Here is a 14,294-nt window from a genome sequence, read left to right on the forward strand (position 1 = left end):
ATGGGCACTTCCTTTCACTCATTTATTGCAGGTCGATGCTATGTGGCTTCTGGTTCTCGCGTATCTCGGTGGTGTGCTGACGATTGTCAGCCCGTGCATTCTGCCGGTATTGCCCTTTGTCTTCGCTCGCACCGGGCAGCCGTTTATGAAAAGTGGCTTGCCACTGTTGGCGGGGATGGCGGTGACCTTCGCGCTCGTCGCCTCATTGGCGGCGGTGGGCGGCGGCTGGGTGGTGCAAGTCAATCAGTACGGTCGCTGGCTCGCGTTGCTGTTTGTGGCACTGTTCGGGCTGACGCTGCTGCTGCCTCGATTGGCCGAGCGCCTGACGCGCCCACTGGTGGCGGCCGGCAGCCGACTGTCGGAAGCCGCGGGCGCCGATGCTCGTCCGCGTCCCGGCGCTTCGTTCCTGATCGGCGTCGCCACGGGCCTGCTCTGGGCACCGTGTGCCGGGCCGATTCTCGGCCTGTTGCTGACCGGGGCGGCGCTGCAAGGGGCAAGCATCGCCACCACGTTGCTGTTGCTGGCTTACGCCGCGGGTGCCGCCACTTCCCTCGCCGTGGCGTTGTTGCTGGGCGGTAAAGTCTTCGCGGCGATGAAGCGCTCGATCGGCGCGGGTGAATGGGTCCGTCGAGGTTTGGGCGCGGCGATGTTGGCCGGTGTGGCGGCGATTGCCCTAGGGCTGGACACTGGCATCCTGGCGCGGGTTTCGACGGCTTCCACCGGCGGCCTCGAGCAGGCGTTGGTGGGCCGTTTGGCCGGCAAATCACCGAACAACAGCGGGGCGATGATGGCCGCTGGCGGGGCGATGAAAATGTCAGCAAAAGCGCCAGGCGCATTGCCGATTGAAGGCAACCTCCCGCCGCTGGATGGCGCCGTGCAATGGCTCAATTCGCCTCCACTGACCGCACAGGCATTGAAGGGCAAGGTCGTGCTGGTGGATTTCTGGACTTACTCCTGCATCAACTGCCTGCGCACCTTGCCGTATGTCAAAGCCTGGGCCGAGAAGTACCGCGATCAGGGGCTGGTGGTGATCGGTGTTCATGCGCCCGAATTCGCGTTCGAGCGGGATGTAGGCAATGTCACCAAAGCCATGAAAGACCTGGGCATCAACTACCCGGTGGCGATCGACAATGACTACAAGATCTGGCGTGCCTTCAACAACGAATACTGGCCGGCTCACTATTTTGCCGACGCGCAGGGGCGCATTCGTTATCACCACTTCGGTGAAGGCGAATACGCCGAATCGGAACGCGTCATCCAGCAGTTGCTGCGTGAAGCGGGCGCCTCAAAAGTCGCCGATGGGCTGATCACAGCCGATGCCACCGGGGTTCAACTGGCCCCGGACATGAATGAGGTCCAGTCGCCGGAAACCTATGTCGGCTACCAGCGTGCGGAGCACTTCGTACCGCAAACCGGTCTAGTGCCGGACAAGGTGTCGGCGTACAGCACGCCGGCGCAATTGGCACTCAACGATTGGGGCCTGGACGGTCAATGGAACGTCGGTTCGGAGCGCGCGATTTCAAGCGCGCCGGCCAGCCGAATCGTCTACCGCTTCCACGCGCGCGATTTGCACCTGGTACTGGGCCCCAGCGCAGACGGCAAACCGGTGCGCTTCAAAGTGCTGATCGACGGAAAAGCCCCCGGCGATGCCCACGGTACCGACGTCGCCCCCGATGGCAGCGGCAGCGTTACCGAGCAACGGTTGTATCAATTGGTGCGCCAGAACGGCGGCGTGACGGACCGCACTTTCAGCATCGAGTTTCTCGATCCGGGTGTGTCGGCGTATGCGTTTACGTTCGGTTGATCGCCCTATCATTTGTTCAGGAGTCAGACTCATGAAAATCCCGGTTACCTGGCGCCGTACCTTGTTGGGTTTGGCGGCTGCAGGCGTCATTGGCCAATGCTCGGCGTTTTCTTTCGGCGCTGCTGAAGAGGCCGTCATTATCCCGCCGCCTGCCCTGGATGAAACCACCCAGGCCCACAGCGAAACCGCAGTCTTCGCCGGCGGTTGCTTCTGGGGCGTCCAAGGGGTGTTCCAGCACGTCAAAGGCGTGAAAAAAGCCGTCTCCGGTTACGCTGGCGGTGAAGCCAGCACCGCCCGGTATGAGCGTGTCAGCGACGGCGATACCGGTCATGCGGAATCGGTCGAAGTCACTTTCGATCCGTCGCAGGTCAGCTACGGCACCTTGCTGCAAATCTATTTCTCAGTGGCGCACAACCCCACCGAGTTGAACCGCCAGGGCCCCGACAGCGGCACGCAGTACCGGTCGGCAATTTTCCCGGCGAACACGGAACAGCAGCGCGTCGCCCAGGCCTACATTGCCCAGCTCGACGCCGCCCATTCGTTCACCAAATCCATTGTCACCAAGCTGGAAACCTACAACGGTTTCTACCCGGCGGAAGAGGAACATCAGGACTTTCTGACCGAGCACCCGACGTATCCATACATCGTGATCAACGACCTGCCGAAAGTCGCGCAGCTGAAGCAGCTGTACCCGGATCGGTATCAGGAGAAACCGGTGCTGGTGAAGGCGGGGATGTGAAGGGCGTTTTGGCTATCGACTGCGCGGGCGCTCCATCGCGATGCTCGACGGTTCAAAACCCAGGCGCGAGAAGAATTCCGAAGCGCCTTCACGGCCTGCGCGCAGAACCCAGGTGATGTCGGTGTTCTCGCCCATGACATGCTCGACCAGCGCCCGGCCAACGCCTTCACGTCGATGCTGTCCGGACACGACAACCATAGACAGATAACCGTTGGATAGGCTGTCGGTGATGCCACGGGCAAACCCGACGATGTGGGCATCTTTCACGGCAAGCGCGGTACGTTGGGAGCTGGCGATCAACTGCGCAAAACGTTCAGTTGATCCCAGGCGGTGGGCCCATCCGTTCTGCTCAAGAAACAGCCGCACGGATTCCGCTTCCGAGGGCAGTACATCGCGGACATGCAGGACGGCGCTCACCCGGAAATCACATTCTTGCCCGCCACTTTCGACCGATACAGCGCCTGATCGGCCCTGGCCAAAAGGCCGGTCTTTTGCTCTTCCTCGAAGCGCTGGACCACCCCGAAACTCATGGTCACCTGGAACTCACCCACAGGCGGCATGCTTGAGAGGCCTTGGCGGATTTTTTCGGCGAAGGATCGGGCGTCGGCCAGCGAGGTATTGGGCAGGATGAGGATGAACTCGTCACCGCCCCAGCGGGCCAGTAGATCGCCGTAGCGCACGCAGCGGTTCACGGTCTTGACGACCTGCACCAATGCCGCGTCTCCCAGGGCATGGCCGTAGTGATCGTTGATGTTCTTGAAGTCATCGATGTCCATGGCGATCAATGACAGCGGCTGGCGAAAGCGCTGGGCACGCTCGCATTCCTGAGGCAGGGTTTTTTCCAGGCGATAGCGATTGGCGATCGATGTCAGCGCATCGGTTTCCGCCAGTTTGCGATTTTCTTCCAGTTGAATTTGCAGCTGCTGATTGACCCGCGACAACTCCCGGGTGCGTTCTTCGACGATGGCTTCAAGGGATTGATTGCGCCGTTCCATCTCCTCGAAGAGGCGTTTCTTGTCTTCGATGCTGCGGTGCGCACCGACCATCCGCGCGACCGATCCGTCGGCATTGCGTGCCAGCACGTAGCCGCGATCTTCGATCCAGATATAACTGCCGTCCTGCTTGCGGCAGCGATACTCGGCTTGATAGCCCGCCGCGTGTTGATTCAGGTACGCATCAAACAACGCCATCACCCGCGGGTAATCGTCGGGGTGCATCACGTTTTCCCAGGTAAACACGGTGTTGTCCAGGGAGTGCGGAGCATAGCCGAGCATCACGTACCACCCGGGATTGCGGTAGACGAACCCGGTGTTGGCATTCCAGTCCCAAATGCCGTCACTGACCAGTTCCAGAATGGTGTGCAGCATGTCCTCGTTCAAATCCGACACATTGAATTTCAACGGCTCGATATTTGATGCCTCACCCATCACCGCTCTCCTTGCACTGATATCAAAGTGACCCGTCAGCCGGGAGATTAGTGCATGGTGTATTGCCCCGGCTAGTGCTTGGCCCACATCTGCATGGCGAAGTCGACGAAGCGACGCAATTTCGGCAAGCGGTAGCGATCCTGGGCGTACACCAGGTGCATCGGCCGGCTGGGCAGTCGATAGTCTTGCATCAGCGCTACCAGGTTTCCGCTCAGCAGATCCTGCTCGACCAGCGCATCGGGCAACATCACGATGCCCATCCCGGTTCGAGCAGCCTGGTGCAGCCCGGCCGAGCTGTTGATCAGCATCGGTCCTCTGACGGCCACCATGACTTCGCCTTCCGGCCCGCTCAGCCGCCATTGCTTTTCCACGGATTGCCAGTCATCGCCGACCGGGTAGGCAAAGGACAAGCAGTCGTGCTGTTGCAAGTCTTCGGGTTTTTCCGGTGTGCCCCGGCGTGCCAGATAAGACTTCGAGGCGCACATGGTCAGCGTGTAGTCGATGAGCGGGCGGGCGATCAGGTTGGACGGTTCGATTGCGCCCAGGCGAAACGCCACGTCGAGGCCGTTTTCGAGAAGGTCGGGCCGCCCGTTGGTGAGGACCACGTCCAGCTTGACTTGCGGGTAACGCAGGGTGAACTCGCTGAGTGCCGGCGCAAGCTTTTCAGTGCCGAAGGTCAACGGGGCCGTGATGCGCAAGGTCCCGCTCGGTGTGTCCTGACTTTGTTCGGCCAGCCGCTCGGAATCCTCCACCAATCCCAACACCTCCAGACAGCGCTGGTAATAGGCGGAGCCGAACTCCGTCAAACGCTGGCGCCGCGTCGTCCGGTTCAACAAACGCACACCCAGACGTTGCTCCAGCGCGCGGAGGTGATTGCCGACCATGGTGGTGGACATTTCGCACTGCTGTGCGGCGGCCGTCATGCTCCCGGCTTCGACCACTTTGACGTAAACCGTCATTGCCTGGAATAAATCCATTATCAAGCTCAGCTTTAAGATGATTGAAGTGTTGCAGCGTTTATCCAGCTCAGGTGGCTAACCATACTGCAAAAACACCGACAATTGATGGAGCTTGATGTCATGACCGCCGCTTGCCTGATGACCACTTACCAACCCCTGGCCCTGAGTTTCAGCAAAGGCCTGGGCACTCGACTTTGGGATCAGGCGGGACGTGAGTATCTGGATGCGGTGGCGGGTGTGGCGGTGACCAATGTCGGCCACTCTCATCCCAAAATCGTGTCGGCGATCAGCGAGCAGGCCGGGCTGCTGTTGCATACCTCCAATCTCTACAGCATTGACTGGCAGCAGCGGTTGGCGCAGAAACTGACGCAGTTGTCTGGGATGGAGCGGGCGTTCTTCAACAACTCCGGGGCCGAAGCCAATGAAACCGCACTGAAACTCGCACGGCTTTATGGCTGGCATAAAGGCGTCGAGCAGCCGCTGGTGGTGGTGATGGAAAACGCCTTCCATGGCCGGACGCTGGGCACCTTATCCGCCAGCGACGGCCCGGCCGTGCGCCTGGGGTTCAACGAGTTGCCCGGCGACTTCGTCAAAGTGCCCTTCGGCGACCTCAACGCGCTGGACAAAGTGCGGCAAGCCCATGGCACGCGCATCGTGGCGATTCTGATGGAACCGATTCAAGGTGAAAGCGGCGTCCAACTGGCGCCTGCCGGTTACCTGAAAGCCGTGCGAGAACTGTGCAACCGGCGCGGCTGGCTGATGATGCTCGACGAAATCCAGACCGGCATCGGTCGTACCGGCCAGTGGTTTGCCTTCCAACACGAAGGCATCGTCCCGGACGTCATGACCCTGGCCAAGGGCCTCGGCAACGGTATCCCCATTGGCGCCTGCCTGGCCCGGGGCAAAGCGGCCGAGCTGTTCACCCCCGGCAGCCATGGCAGCACCTTCGGCGGTAATCCGCTGGCGTGTCGGGTCGGTTGCACGGTGTTGGACATCATCGAAGAACAAGGTCTGCTGGAAAACGCCGGGCTTCAGGGGGAACGCCTGCTGGTCAGACTGCGCGCCGAACTGGCCGACGACCCGAACGTCCTGGCGATTCGTGGCCAAGGCTTGATGATCGGCATCGAACTCAAGCAACCGATCCGCGACCTGACCCTGATCGCCGCACGCGACCATGGCTTGCTGATCAACGTGACACGGGGCAAGACCATCCGCCTGCTGCCACCGCTGACGATTGATGAGCGGGAAGTGGAGATGATTGTCAGAGGGGTTTGTCGGGCGATGAGAACATCCTGAGATCGTGTTCAGTAGTGATATCTACACATCACGACGCGAATCTCACCTTCATCGACCTCGTAGACCAAACGATGCTCAGCAGTAATTCGACGTGACCAAAAGCCGCTCAAATTGTGTTTGAGCGGCTCAGGCTTTCCGAGCCCGTCGAATGGTTCACGCTGGATAGCTGTGATGAGCAGGTTGATTCGTTTGAGTCCGGCCTTGTCATTTTGTTGGAACCATAAATAGTCGTCCCAACCTTCGGGAGTGAACTCAATATTCATTCTTCGATGAGTTGCCTGGATTGGGTCTTCCCTGCACGCAAGTTGCTGATCGATTTGATCAGGCGCTCAGCATTGGCGGGGGAGCGCAGCAGATAGGCGGTCTCTTCGAGAGCGTTGTACTCCGCCAGAGACATCATCACTACGGGTTCGCCTTTCTGGCGAGTAACCAGCAACGGCGCACGGTCTTCATTGACCCTATCCATGGTTTCGGCCAGATGGGCCCGTGCGGTGGTGTAGTTGATAGTTTGCATGTTGTAGTCCTCGCTCGATGCAAAGAACGTACAGAAATGAGTACAGGTTGACAAGGCGATACCTCCGAGTGGTCGTTACGCAGACGATGTGTCTACGCTTGCACTGAGTATCGCCGAAGCTTCTTCAAGACGTTTCCGAGACCGGTGTAATCCTAATCCGATTTGCCCGCGATCCGATCTACGGACAAACACACCCGCTCCCCCAAACTCTCCACCAACCGAACCAGATACCCATCCGGGTCCTGAACCAGAAATTCACGTTGCCCGACCTCCACCGCATCAGCGCGATACCAGACATCGGCGCAGGGACGAAACAGCGGCCATTCAACTTCGGCCAATCGTTGGAGTATCGGCTCGACGAGATCAACAGTGATCTGAAAGTTGATGCCCCGGCCAAACGGCGCTTCCAATGCTCCGGTCATCCACTGGCCTTCGTCTGGAGCGTATTGCTCCAGCATGATTTGCACGCCGTTGTTATCGAGGTAGGCGAAACCCGCTTCAGGGCGCTCGTAGGCAATCTTGAAACCGATTAGCGAGGTCCAGAAATTCAGGCTTTTCTTGATGTCGGTGACCATCAGTTCGGGGACTAACTTGCTCCGTGCAAACATACCAATCCTTTTTCAAACGCTGTGAGATGAGTCGGGAAGAGTGTTCACGAAGGCCACGATTTCACCTCGATCCCTGAGTCTGATTTTTGAACCGCTGAACCCTTCGAACAGCTGCCGGTGTGCGGAAAACCCGCTGGAGTCTTTGCGAACACGATAACTGCCGGCCCATTCCAGCAACGCGATCAGCAATTCGTCGTTGTCCTGCCGGTTTTCTCGCTGACGAATATTGGCGACGCAGCTTTCGTCGTCAACACACAGCCAGACCAGCGCTGTTGCACGGTTGATCAGTTCGCTGACGATCCAGCCGTAAACACCCTCAATCACCCAGCGCTCTTCATCGGCCAGCACGCGCGCCATGCCCAATGCTTCGGAGCGAGAGCGGGCGATGCTGCTTTCATCCGACACCCAGTGAACCCGATCAAGATCGATCCACGGCGCATGAAGATGTTCGGCCAGTCGTTTAGCCAGCCAGCTTTTGCCCGCGCCAGAGTTGCCGATGATCAGGGTTCGGGTGAGGTTCATGGTGGCTTACACGTTCAGTCGTCTGTGTCGGGCGCAATCATCCGCGTCTTTGGTGCACCGTTTGAATTGTGCTGAAAGATTTCCTGCGGCTGTCCCTTTTCATTGAAGAACACTTGGCCGATCCCTGCCGAATTCCACAGCCGTTCACCCGCTTCGGCATGTTCAGGGATGTGCGGGATGATGCGCATGCGACGGCGTTTGGTCAGCCAATTGAGCGGCGAGCGCGGCGAGTAGAGCCAGCGATTGAGGCGGTCGAACCATTCGAGCAGCGTGGGCGGGAATTCGTTTTTGATGCCGCTGCTGGTGATCTGCCAGATCCTCGGACCGGCCTGGCGGTGTCGGATCAGGACTTCGTAGACGAAGGAATAATGCACATCGCCCGACAGCACCACGTAGTTACCCGGTGTGCGCGAGTGTCGGAAAATGTTCAGGATCACCTGGGCCGCGCCGCGATGGGCCATCCAGTTTTCCGCGTCGACCAGCAGCGGATAACCGCACCAGCTGAAGACGCGTTGCACGGTTTCGATCAGTTTGACGCCGAAGATCGGCGCTGGCGAAACAATGATCGCCGACGGGTGATCGAGCAGTTCCTGTTGCAGTTCGCTGAGCGCTTCCCAGTCCAGCAGACCCGAGGGTTGCTTGAGATTCATCTCGCTGCGCCAGCGTCGGGTGCGGGTGTCGATGACAACCAGCGCCGGAGTGGTCGGCAGCACGTAATGCCAGTGTTGAAAGCCGAGCAGATCATCGATCAGAGCGTCCTGGACGTCGCTGTCGAGATAATCGTCGTGCCCCGTGGCACTCAATAATCGGGCTTTTTCCAGCACGTCGCCGAACGCATCCGGGTTGTTGCCCCAGCCCTGGCACAGCATGTAGGCGAGCAGCGCGTTGCCGATGATGCGCTTGGAGAACGGATGGCCGTAGGCCGTTTCCTCCCATTGCGCGGACAGATTCCAGTCATCGGTAATGTCATGGTCGTCGAAAATCATCAGGCACGGCAGATGCGCCATGGCCCGCGCGACATCCCCCAGGCCCACCTTGAAGTCATCGATACGCGTCTGTTCAAGGGCATAACGCTTGCGTCTTTCGGGCGTCAGCGCTGGCGGTTGTGGCGCGATCAGCGTCCAGGGAGTCGGCGACCAGACCAGCAGGTACATGGCCATGACTTCAGCGAATGTCACCAGGTGATTGTCGGCACTGCTGCTGGTGAAAATCGGCTTGCGCGCTCCGCCGAAAAATCGCTCGCGCAAGGTTTTGTTGCTCTCAAGCGCCGGCAACAAATCCGCACGATGGTAATAACTGGCAGGGTGTTCGTAGAGTTTGGCGCTGTCGCTGACCACCGCACCTTCGAGGCGTTCTTCGAACAGCCCCAGTTGAGTGATCAGCGCATGGATCGCCCGCAACATCGGACCGGCGACATCGTCGGCGTACACCTGATCGCCGCTCATCATCAGCAGGGCCGGGCGCTCCGTCGCGGCATGTTCTGTCGCCAGAAAACGATCGACGCACAGCAAACCGTCGGCTGCCGGGTGGTGAGGTTTACGGCAGGAACCGTGCATCAACTGATCAATGCGCGAACGCAAAACAAAATTCGGGCAACGGGCTTCGCCGTACAGCAGATGAGGCGCCCAGTCGGCAATACCGGTCGCCGCGTCATCTATCAGCAAGTCATAGTCGATCAGGGTGTCGCAGGGCAGGGCGGTCGCCAGTGGTACATCGATCAGGTGGACGAAGGCATGCTTGCCCACCGGAATGACCGTGCATTGCCCGGCATCGAGGCGAATGTCACCGACACCTTGCAGGCGCAAGGTCAGCGACAAGGCTCGGGTTCCCACCAGCCAGAGCACCAGACGCGTGGGCTCCAGACGCCGCAACAGCGGGCCGGCAAGGACCGGTGGCAGAGAGCGATGGCTGTCGGGGAATGGCGAAGACATGGACATGCAGGTTCAAGACTCTTGGTGCACAGAGCGCGCGATGATAGCGCAGCCAGCGCCCGGGATTATCTGATGGCTACTGGCTTGCTGCTGAAATTGTAAAGCCGAGTCGGGCAGTGCTCATTTGCCATCAATGATCACTGCGCATATCACAAACGTCAGGAATGCCGTCACCAGGCTGCAAGCTCCGGCTATCAAATGGCGCCCGACCGGATACTCATCCTGCTTGAACCTGGCGACTGTGAAGAGCCATGTCCCGAAGAAGACGCCAAAGGTCGCCATGATCGTATAGAGAAAGTAAGCAGGTCGTGTTTTTGTCTCATCGGGGCTCATGAACATCAGCACGATCGTCGCGACAATCAAACTGGCCAGAGCACCTGCCAGGTTGGCGAACCACAGATACAAGCTGCCACGGTTCCTCACTATCCAGAACCAGATCCCCGCTGACGCAGCCAAGAACACCAATATTGCGACGAGAACCATTCATTCTTCCTTGGTAACAATGGCGTCCATTGTTCTTTGAGGTGGGGCGATGGCGTGCACGATAGCAAATCAGTGGCGTGGTGTTGAAGTGAGATGGGCGATTCATCAAGGCAGCGAAAGGCTGTCCCCCCTCGTGACACTGGTTTCCCCATTGGCCACCAACCAGCGAAACAGCTCGCTCAGCGACACCGTATGACTGCGCTCGATCCAGCGCACCACCGCCGGGCCGTAGTGTTCGGTGTAGCGGCTGAGCACCAGTTGGCGGCAGTCCGGTGACAGGCGCAGGGTGATTTCCCGGCAGTGCACATTAACCGCGTCGTGCCGGGTCACTCGCTGTTGCAGCGTCAAATGATTGCTTTCAGAAACCATCGGTCGGTACTCCTTCGCATTGAGGTTGGGTTGTTTGCGCTGAGCCTTGTTTGCCATCTTCCACATACGCGGCTCGATGCTCGGCGACCACGTTGCGCAAGGCGCTGTAGTAATCCGGCAATTTTTGCAGGCTGTCGGTCAGCGGTAATGCTTCGGCTCGACCATCGACGATGCCGCCGACCGTGTTGATCGTGGACAGCGTGTCCACGGTATCGCTGTTGCTGCCGAACGGATCGACCACAAAACTCAGCACTCGCCCGGCTGCATCGCGGCTGTTCGAGGTGCCGAACAAGGGCAGCTCGACGATCGGACCGTTGCCGATGCCCCACACGCCGAAGGTCTGGCCGAAATCTGCTTTGTGACGCGGGATGCCGGCCATGCCGGACACATCGATCAAGCCCACCACGCCCACGGTGGTATTGAGCGCGAAACGTCCCAACGTGTTGACCGAGCGCATCGGGTTGCCTTGCAGCAGGTCGTTGATAAAGACCTTGGGCTCGCCAAAGTTCGCGACAAAGTTGTGCACACCGGTCTGGAAAAAGTCCGGCAAGTACCGATAGCCACGGGCGACCGGCGCCAGGGCATAGTCATCGGCCACCCGATTGAAGGCAAAGACACCGCGGTTGAACGGTTCCGCCGGGTCGTACACCGAATAGCTGATTTCGGCACACGTCACGGTGGCGGACGCCGGCGGTTGGCTGCTGCAACCCGCCAGCCCGGCGGCCAGCACGGCCATCGACGTGTTGCGGACCAGCCAGGGAGCACATTTGAAAGGCAACATGGACGCAAGTCTCGGGAGGAATTCGCCGAGATGCTGAGCCCCAGGCCTTGCACAAAGATGTCTGGTTTATTGCGGTGCTGACGCTTTATTGCAGGATTGAAATATATGACGCGCTGGCGGGAATGGTTTTAGATGGCGGCTCCATTCGCCCCTTAAGTGACCTTCGGTGAACAGCCTTTTAATTGTGGACGACGACCTTGAAGTCCTCGATCTGCTGAAAAAATTCTTCGTGCAGCACGGCTACAGCGTCGAGGTCGCCACCGACGGCGCGTCGCTGTGGGCGGCCATCGAGCGCCAGCCGCCGGACCTGATCATTCTTGATGTGATGTTGCCGGGGGACAGCGGATTGATCCTGTGTCAGCAACTGCGGATTCGCTACGCCATGCCGGTGATCATGCTGACCGCCATGGGCGAACTCAGCGACCGGGTCGTCGGCCTCGAACTCGGCGCCGATGATTACCTGACCAAACCTTTCGACGCCCGCGAGCTGCTGGCCCGGGTGCGCGCCGTGCTGCGGCGCGTGGACGAACGCCGGCCGGTCGTGACGGAGCGCCCACGGCCGCTGATCGACTTCGCCGACTGGCACCTCGACGTCACCCGCCGTGAACTGCGCTCACCGGACAACGTGATGATCCCGCTGTCGGCCGGTGAGTTCGACTTGCTGCTGGTCTTCGTCGAACACCCCCAACGCATCCTCACCCGCGAGCAGTTGCTGGACCTGGCGCGGGGGCATTGCCATGACGCGTTTGATCGCAGCATCGATGTGCAAGTCAGCCGCCTGCGACGCAAGCTCGAATCCGACACCAAACGCCCGGCGATGATTCGCACGGTGCGCAATGGCGGTTATCTGTTCACCCCCAGCGTGACCCGGCGATGAGCTGGTTGAAGCGGATTCGCCGGGACACGGTGGCGCGCTGGATCGCCTTGACCATCATTCTGGCGATGCTGATTTCATTGGCGCTCAACGGGCTGTTTATCCAACTGGCGGGGGTGTGGGCGCGCCCACCGCTGACCGAAACCGGGTTGCTGGACAAAATGGCCGCCATCACCCGCATCATCCAGGCCGCCCCGGCGCCGCTGCGCAGCCAACTGGCGCACGCCGTCAGCGATGAGGGCTTCATCGTCAGTTGGCACCTTGATCGACGTGAGCTCAATCTGCCGACGGTGGAGGACCTGGATTCCGAAATCGGCTCGACCATCCTGCATCCGTTGCTTAAGTTTGCCGCACGAATCCAGACCTACGAGCCGGCCGACTGGACGGAGCCCTCGGCGGACGCCCGTTATGCGCTGCTGATCCAGCTGCCGGACGCGACCTGGGTCATGTTCTCCGCCCCCTCGCGCAGCTGGGGCCTGGACGAAGCGCCGCGTTACCTGATCGTCATCCTGCTGGTGCTGATCTCCACCGCCCTGGTCGCGCTGATCGCCACCCGTCGCCTCGCCACACCTTTGCAACACTTCGCCGAAGGCGCCCGACGCTTCGGCGTGGACTTCCGCGCCCCGCCGATCGAACCGCTAGGCCCTCAGGAAATCCGCCAGGCGATCCTCGCGTTCAACGCCATGCAGGCCCAACTGCAACACTTCATTCGCGACCGCACCCAAATGCTCGCCGCCATCTCCCACGACCTGCGCGCGCCCTTGACGCGGATGCGTTTGCGCGGGGAATTCATCGAAGACAGCGAGCAACAGCAGCGGCTGTTTCGTGATGTGGATGAAATGCAGGCGATGATCAACTCGGCGCTGGAATTCTTCCGGGATGATGCGCGGCTTGAACCGGCGACCCAGTTTGATCTGGCCGAGTTGCTGCAAACGTTGCTGGATGATTACCGGGATCAGGGGGTTGAGATCGCCTACGTCGGGCCGACGCGGTGGGTGTATTTCGGGCGGCCGCTGGGGCTTAAGCGGGTGATGACCAATCTGCTGGATAACGCGATCAAGTACGGCAGTGAGCCGGCAATTGAGTTGATTGCTGATGCTGGGGAAGTGCGGATCAAAGTACTGGATCGCGGGCCGGGTATTCCGCAGGCCAGCCTTGAACAAGTGTTTGTGCCGTTCTTTCGCATGGAAGGATCACGCAACAAAAGCACCGGCGGTGTGGGCTTGGGATTATCGGCGGCGCGGGCGATAGTGTTGGAGCATGGCGGGGAATTGAAACTGCGGAATCGGTCGAAGGGCGGGTTGGAGGCGTTGGTGGTGTTGCCCGTGTAACCGAGTACCGGGTTCGGACTACAGTGAATTATCCAGGGGCGCGAAAAGGCGCTGATCGAAGGAGAGAATTGATGAACAAAATTATCCTGCCAACGCTGGCCCTATTGATGCTGGTGCAATTCCCCGCCCACGCGATCAATGACAAATACCGCAAACAACTCGAGCAATCCGGTTGCACCCAAGTGAGCGAACTTCAGGGCTGCGATATCCACAAGAGCAAAGCGGAAAACGCCAAGGCCGGGTTTACCAACCCAGCGGCGGACAGCGCAAGCACCCAGACACCTTATGCCGGGCAATGGGTCGCGAAGAGCGAGGCCGGCGCGACCGTTGCCACGATTCGTATCGATGCCAAGGAACAGGTCTGGGTGGACGGCAAACGGGTCAACGCGAAGCGCACCGATGGCGCGCTGCAATTCAAGCAGGGAAAGATCACCTTCACGATTCAAGGTGATCGACGGCTGACGGGGGAGGATTACTGGATGGACAGTGATGCCGGGACTAGAGGGCCGATTGAGATCGAGTAGCCCCTGACGCGATAACGCCGCACCCAGTCGATCAAAATACTGTGGCGAGGGAGCTTGCTCCCGCTGGACTGCGCAGCAGTCCCCTTCTTTTCATGGATAAGGGGGCCACTTCGCGGCCCAGCGGGAGCAAGC

Annotated in this window: 17 protein-coding genes; 6 read left to right on the forward strand and 11 right to left on the reverse strand. The window is 59.8% G+C overall.

Going from position 1 to position 14,294, the window contains the following annotated elements:
- Positions 1-40 precede the first annotated feature (40 nt).
- Complete coding sequence (locus tag QMX98_RS15440) at positions 41-1,804, forward strand: cytochrome c biogenesis protein DipZ (RefSeq protein ID WP_282411001.1); 1,764 nt, start codon at positions 41-43, stop codon at positions 1,802-1,804.
- Positions 1,805-1,835: 31 nt separating this feature from the next.
- On the forward strand, positions 1,836-2,543 hold the full coding sequence (msrA, locus tag QMX98_RS15445) for a peptide-methionine (S)-S-oxide reductase MsrA (protein ID WP_282411002.1): 708 nt from the start codon (positions 1,836-1,838) through the stop codon (positions 2,541-2,543).
- Between the two features lie 12 nt (positions 2,544-2,555).
- Here msrA and QMX98_RS15450 read toward each other — a convergent pair whose 3' ends face one another.
- The 3 genes from QMX98_RS15450 to QMX98_RS15460 all read right to left on the reverse strand — a co-directional run bounded on the left by QMX98_RS15450 (position 2,556) and on the right by QMX98_RS15460 (position 4,947).
- Positions 2,556-2,960: a GNAT family N-acetyltransferase gene (locus QMX98_RS15450; RefSeq protein WP_282411003.1), complete on the reverse strand. Its 405-nt coding sequence runs from the start codon at positions 2,958-2,960 to the stop codon at positions 2,556-2,558.
- Positions 2,957-3,970: a sensor domain-containing diguanylate cyclase gene (locus QMX98_RS15455; protein WP_282411004.1), complete on the reverse strand. Its 1,014-nt coding sequence runs from the start codon at positions 3,968-3,970 to the stop codon at positions 2,957-2,959. The genes QMX98_RS15450 and QMX98_RS15455 overlap by 4 nt, the downstream gene beginning before the upstream one ends.
- Before the next feature lie 71 nt (positions 3,971-4,041).
- Positions 4,042-4,947, reverse strand: coding sequence for a LysR family transcriptional regulator (locus QMX98_RS15460; RefSeq protein WP_077749364.1), 906 nt, complete (start codon positions 4,945-4,947; stop codon positions 4,042-4,044).
- A 102-nt stretch (positions 4,948-5,049) separates the two neighbouring features.
- Here QMX98_RS15460 and QMX98_RS15465 point away from each other — a divergent pair, with 102 nt between their 5' ends.
- The gene (locus QMX98_RS15465; protein WP_282411005.1) at positions 5,050-6,225 is read left to right on the forward strand and encodes an aspartate aminotransferase family protein; all 1,176 of its coding nucleotides are present in this window, start codon (positions 5,050-5,052) and stop codon (positions 6,223-6,225) included.
- An 8-nt stretch (positions 6,226-6,233) separates the two neighbouring features.
- Here QMX98_RS15465 and QMX98_RS15470 read toward each other — a convergent pair whose 3' ends face one another.
- The 8 genes from QMX98_RS15470 to QMX98_RS15505 all read right to left on the reverse strand — a co-directional run bounded on the left by QMX98_RS15470 (position 6,234) and on the right by QMX98_RS15505 (position 11,433).
- The gene (locus QMX98_RS15470; RefSeq protein WP_077749362.1) at positions 6,234-6,488 is read right to left on the reverse strand and encodes a Txe/YoeB family addiction module toxin; all 255 of its coding nucleotides are present in this window, start codon (positions 6,486-6,488) and stop codon (positions 6,234-6,236) included.
- A complete protein-coding gene (locus QMX98_RS15475) occupies positions 6,485-6,739 on the reverse strand; it encodes a type II toxin-antitoxin system prevent-host-death family antitoxin (protein WP_010458023.1) in 255 nt (84 codons plus the stop codon). Before QMX98_RS15475 ends, QMX98_RS15470 begins: the two co-directional genes overlap by 4 nt.
- Before the next feature lie 152 nt (positions 6,740-6,891).
- Positions 6,892-7,347: a VOC family protein gene (locus tag QMX98_RS15480; RefSeq protein ID WP_282411006.1), complete on the reverse strand. Its 456-nt coding sequence runs from the start codon at positions 7,345-7,347 to the stop codon at positions 6,892-6,894.
- A 12-nt stretch (positions 7,348-7,359) separates the two neighbouring features.
- Positions 7,360-7,869 carry a shikimate kinase gene (locus QMX98_RS15485; RefSeq protein WP_282411007.1) on the reverse strand — a complete coding sequence of 170 codons (510 nt, stop codon included), beginning with the start codon at positions 7,867-7,869 and terminating at the stop codon, positions 7,360-7,362.
- Positions 7,870-7,883: 14 nt separating this feature from the next.
- Complete coding sequence (locus QMX98_RS15490; protein WP_282411009.1) at positions 7,884-9,800, reverse strand: alkaline phosphatase D family protein; 1,917 nt, start codon at positions 9,798-9,800, stop codon at positions 7,884-7,886.
- 120 nt (positions 9,801-9,920) lie between these two features.
- On the reverse strand, positions 9,921-10,283 hold the full coding sequence (locus QMX98_RS15495; protein ID WP_010458015.1) for a hypothetical protein: 363 nt from the start codon (positions 10,281-10,283) through the stop codon (positions 9,921-9,923).
- Positions 10,284-10,388: 105 nt separating this feature from the next.
- Positions 10,389-10,652 carry a hypothetical protein gene (locus QMX98_RS15500; RefSeq protein ID WP_010458013.1) on the reverse strand — a complete coding sequence of 88 codons (264 nt, stop codon included), beginning with the start codon at positions 10,650-10,652 and terminating at the stop codon, positions 10,389-10,391.
- Positions 10,642-11,433 (reverse strand): VacJ family lipoprotein, encoded by a 792-nt coding sequence (locus tag QMX98_RS15505; protein ID WP_010458011.1) that lies wholly within the window; start codon positions 11,431-11,433, stop codon positions 10,642-10,644. Before QMX98_RS15505 ends, QMX98_RS15500 begins: the two co-directional genes overlap by 11 nt.
- Before the next feature lie 166 nt (positions 11,434-11,599).
- On the opposite strand from QMX98_RS15505, the gene QMX98_RS15510 reads away from it, so the two are divergent.
- The 3 genes from QMX98_RS15510 to QMX98_RS15520 all read left to right on the forward strand — a co-directional run bounded on the left by QMX98_RS15510 (position 11,600) and on the right by QMX98_RS15520 (position 14,162).
- Positions 11,600-12,310 carry a response regulator transcription factor gene (locus QMX98_RS15510; protein WP_077749357.1) on the forward strand — a complete coding sequence of 237 codons (711 nt, stop codon included), beginning with the start codon at positions 11,600-11,602 and terminating at the stop codon, positions 12,308-12,310.
- A complete protein-coding gene (locus tag QMX98_RS15515) occupies positions 12,307-13,638 on the forward strand; it encodes an ATP-binding protein (RefSeq protein WP_282411008.1) in 1,332 nt (443 codons plus the stop codon). Before QMX98_RS15510 ends, QMX98_RS15515 begins: the two co-directional genes overlap by 4 nt.
- 71 nt (positions 13,639-13,709) lie before the next feature.
- Complete coding sequence (locus QMX98_RS15520; protein WP_172791610.1) at positions 13,710-14,162, forward strand: hypothetical protein; 453 nt, start codon at positions 13,710-13,712, stop codon at positions 14,160-14,162.
- Positions 14,163-14,294: the final 132 nt, after the last annotated feature.

The organism is Pseudomonas sp. PS02303, from assembly GCF_029959925.1.
Lineage (GTDB): Bacteria > Pseudomonadota > Gammaproteobacteria > Pseudomonadales > Pseudomonadaceae > Aquipseudomonas > Aquipseudomonas mandelii.

Excerpts from the sequence above, each read along its gene's own strand:
- QMX98_RS15440 (WP_282411001.1), top strand. The coding sequence starts at position 41 with ATGTGGCTTCTGGTTCTCGCGTATCTCGGTGGTGTGCTGACGATTGTC.
- msrA (WP_282411002.1), top strand. The coding sequence starts at position 1,836 with ATGAAAATCCCGGTTACCTGGCGCCGTACCTTGTTGGGTTTGGCGGCT.
- QMX98_RS15455 (WP_282411004.1), bottom strand. The coding sequence starts at position 3,970 with ATGGGTGAGGCATCAAATATCGAGCCGTTGAAATTCAATGTGTCGGAT.
- QMX98_RS15460 (WP_077749364.1), bottom strand. The coding sequence starts at position 4,947 with ATGGATTTATTCCAGGCAATGACGGTTTACGTCAAAGTGGTCGAAGCC.
- QMX98_RS15465 (WP_282411005.1), top strand. The coding sequence starts at position 5,050 with ATGACCGCCGCTTGCCTGATGACCACTTACCAACCCCTGGCCCTGAGT.
- QMX98_RS15470 (WP_077749362.1), bottom strand. The coding sequence starts at position 6,488 with ATGAATATTGAGTTCACTCCCGAAGGTTGGGACGACTATTTATGGTTC.
- QMX98_RS15475 (WP_010458023.1), bottom strand. The coding sequence starts at position 6,739 with ATGCAAACTATCAACTACACCACCGCACGGGCCCATCTGGCCGAAACC.
- QMX98_RS15480 (WP_282411006.1), bottom strand. The coding sequence starts at position 7,347 with ATGTTTGCACGGAGCAAGTTAGTCCCCGAACTGATGGTCACCGACATC.
- QMX98_RS15485 (WP_282411007.1), bottom strand. The coding sequence starts at position 7,869 with ATGAACCTCACCCGAACCCTGATCATCGGCAACTCTGGCGCGGGCAAA.
- QMX98_RS15490 (WP_282411009.1), bottom strand. The coding sequence starts at position 9,800 with ATGTCTTCGCCATTCCCCGACAGCCATCGCTCTCTGCCACCGGTCCTT.
- QMX98_RS15495 (WP_010458015.1), bottom strand. The coding sequence starts at position 10,283 with ATGGTTCTCGTCGCAATATTGGTGTTCTTGGCTGCGTCAGCGGGGATC.
- QMX98_RS15500 (WP_010458013.1), bottom strand. The coding sequence starts at position 10,652 with ATGGTTTCTGAAAGCAATCATTTGACGCTGCAACAGCGAGTGACCCGG.
- QMX98_RS15505 (WP_010458011.1), bottom strand. The coding sequence starts at position 11,433 with ATGTTGCCTTTCAAATGTGCTCCCTGGCTGGTCCGCAACACGTCGATG.
- QMX98_RS15515 (WP_282411008.1), top strand. The coding sequence starts at position 12,307 with ATGAGCTGGTTGAAGCGGATTCGCCGGGACACGGTGGCGCGCTGGATC.
- QMX98_RS15520 (WP_172791610.1), top strand. The coding sequence starts at position 13,710 with ATGAACAAAATTATCCTGCCAACGCTGGCCCTATTGATGCTGGTGCAA.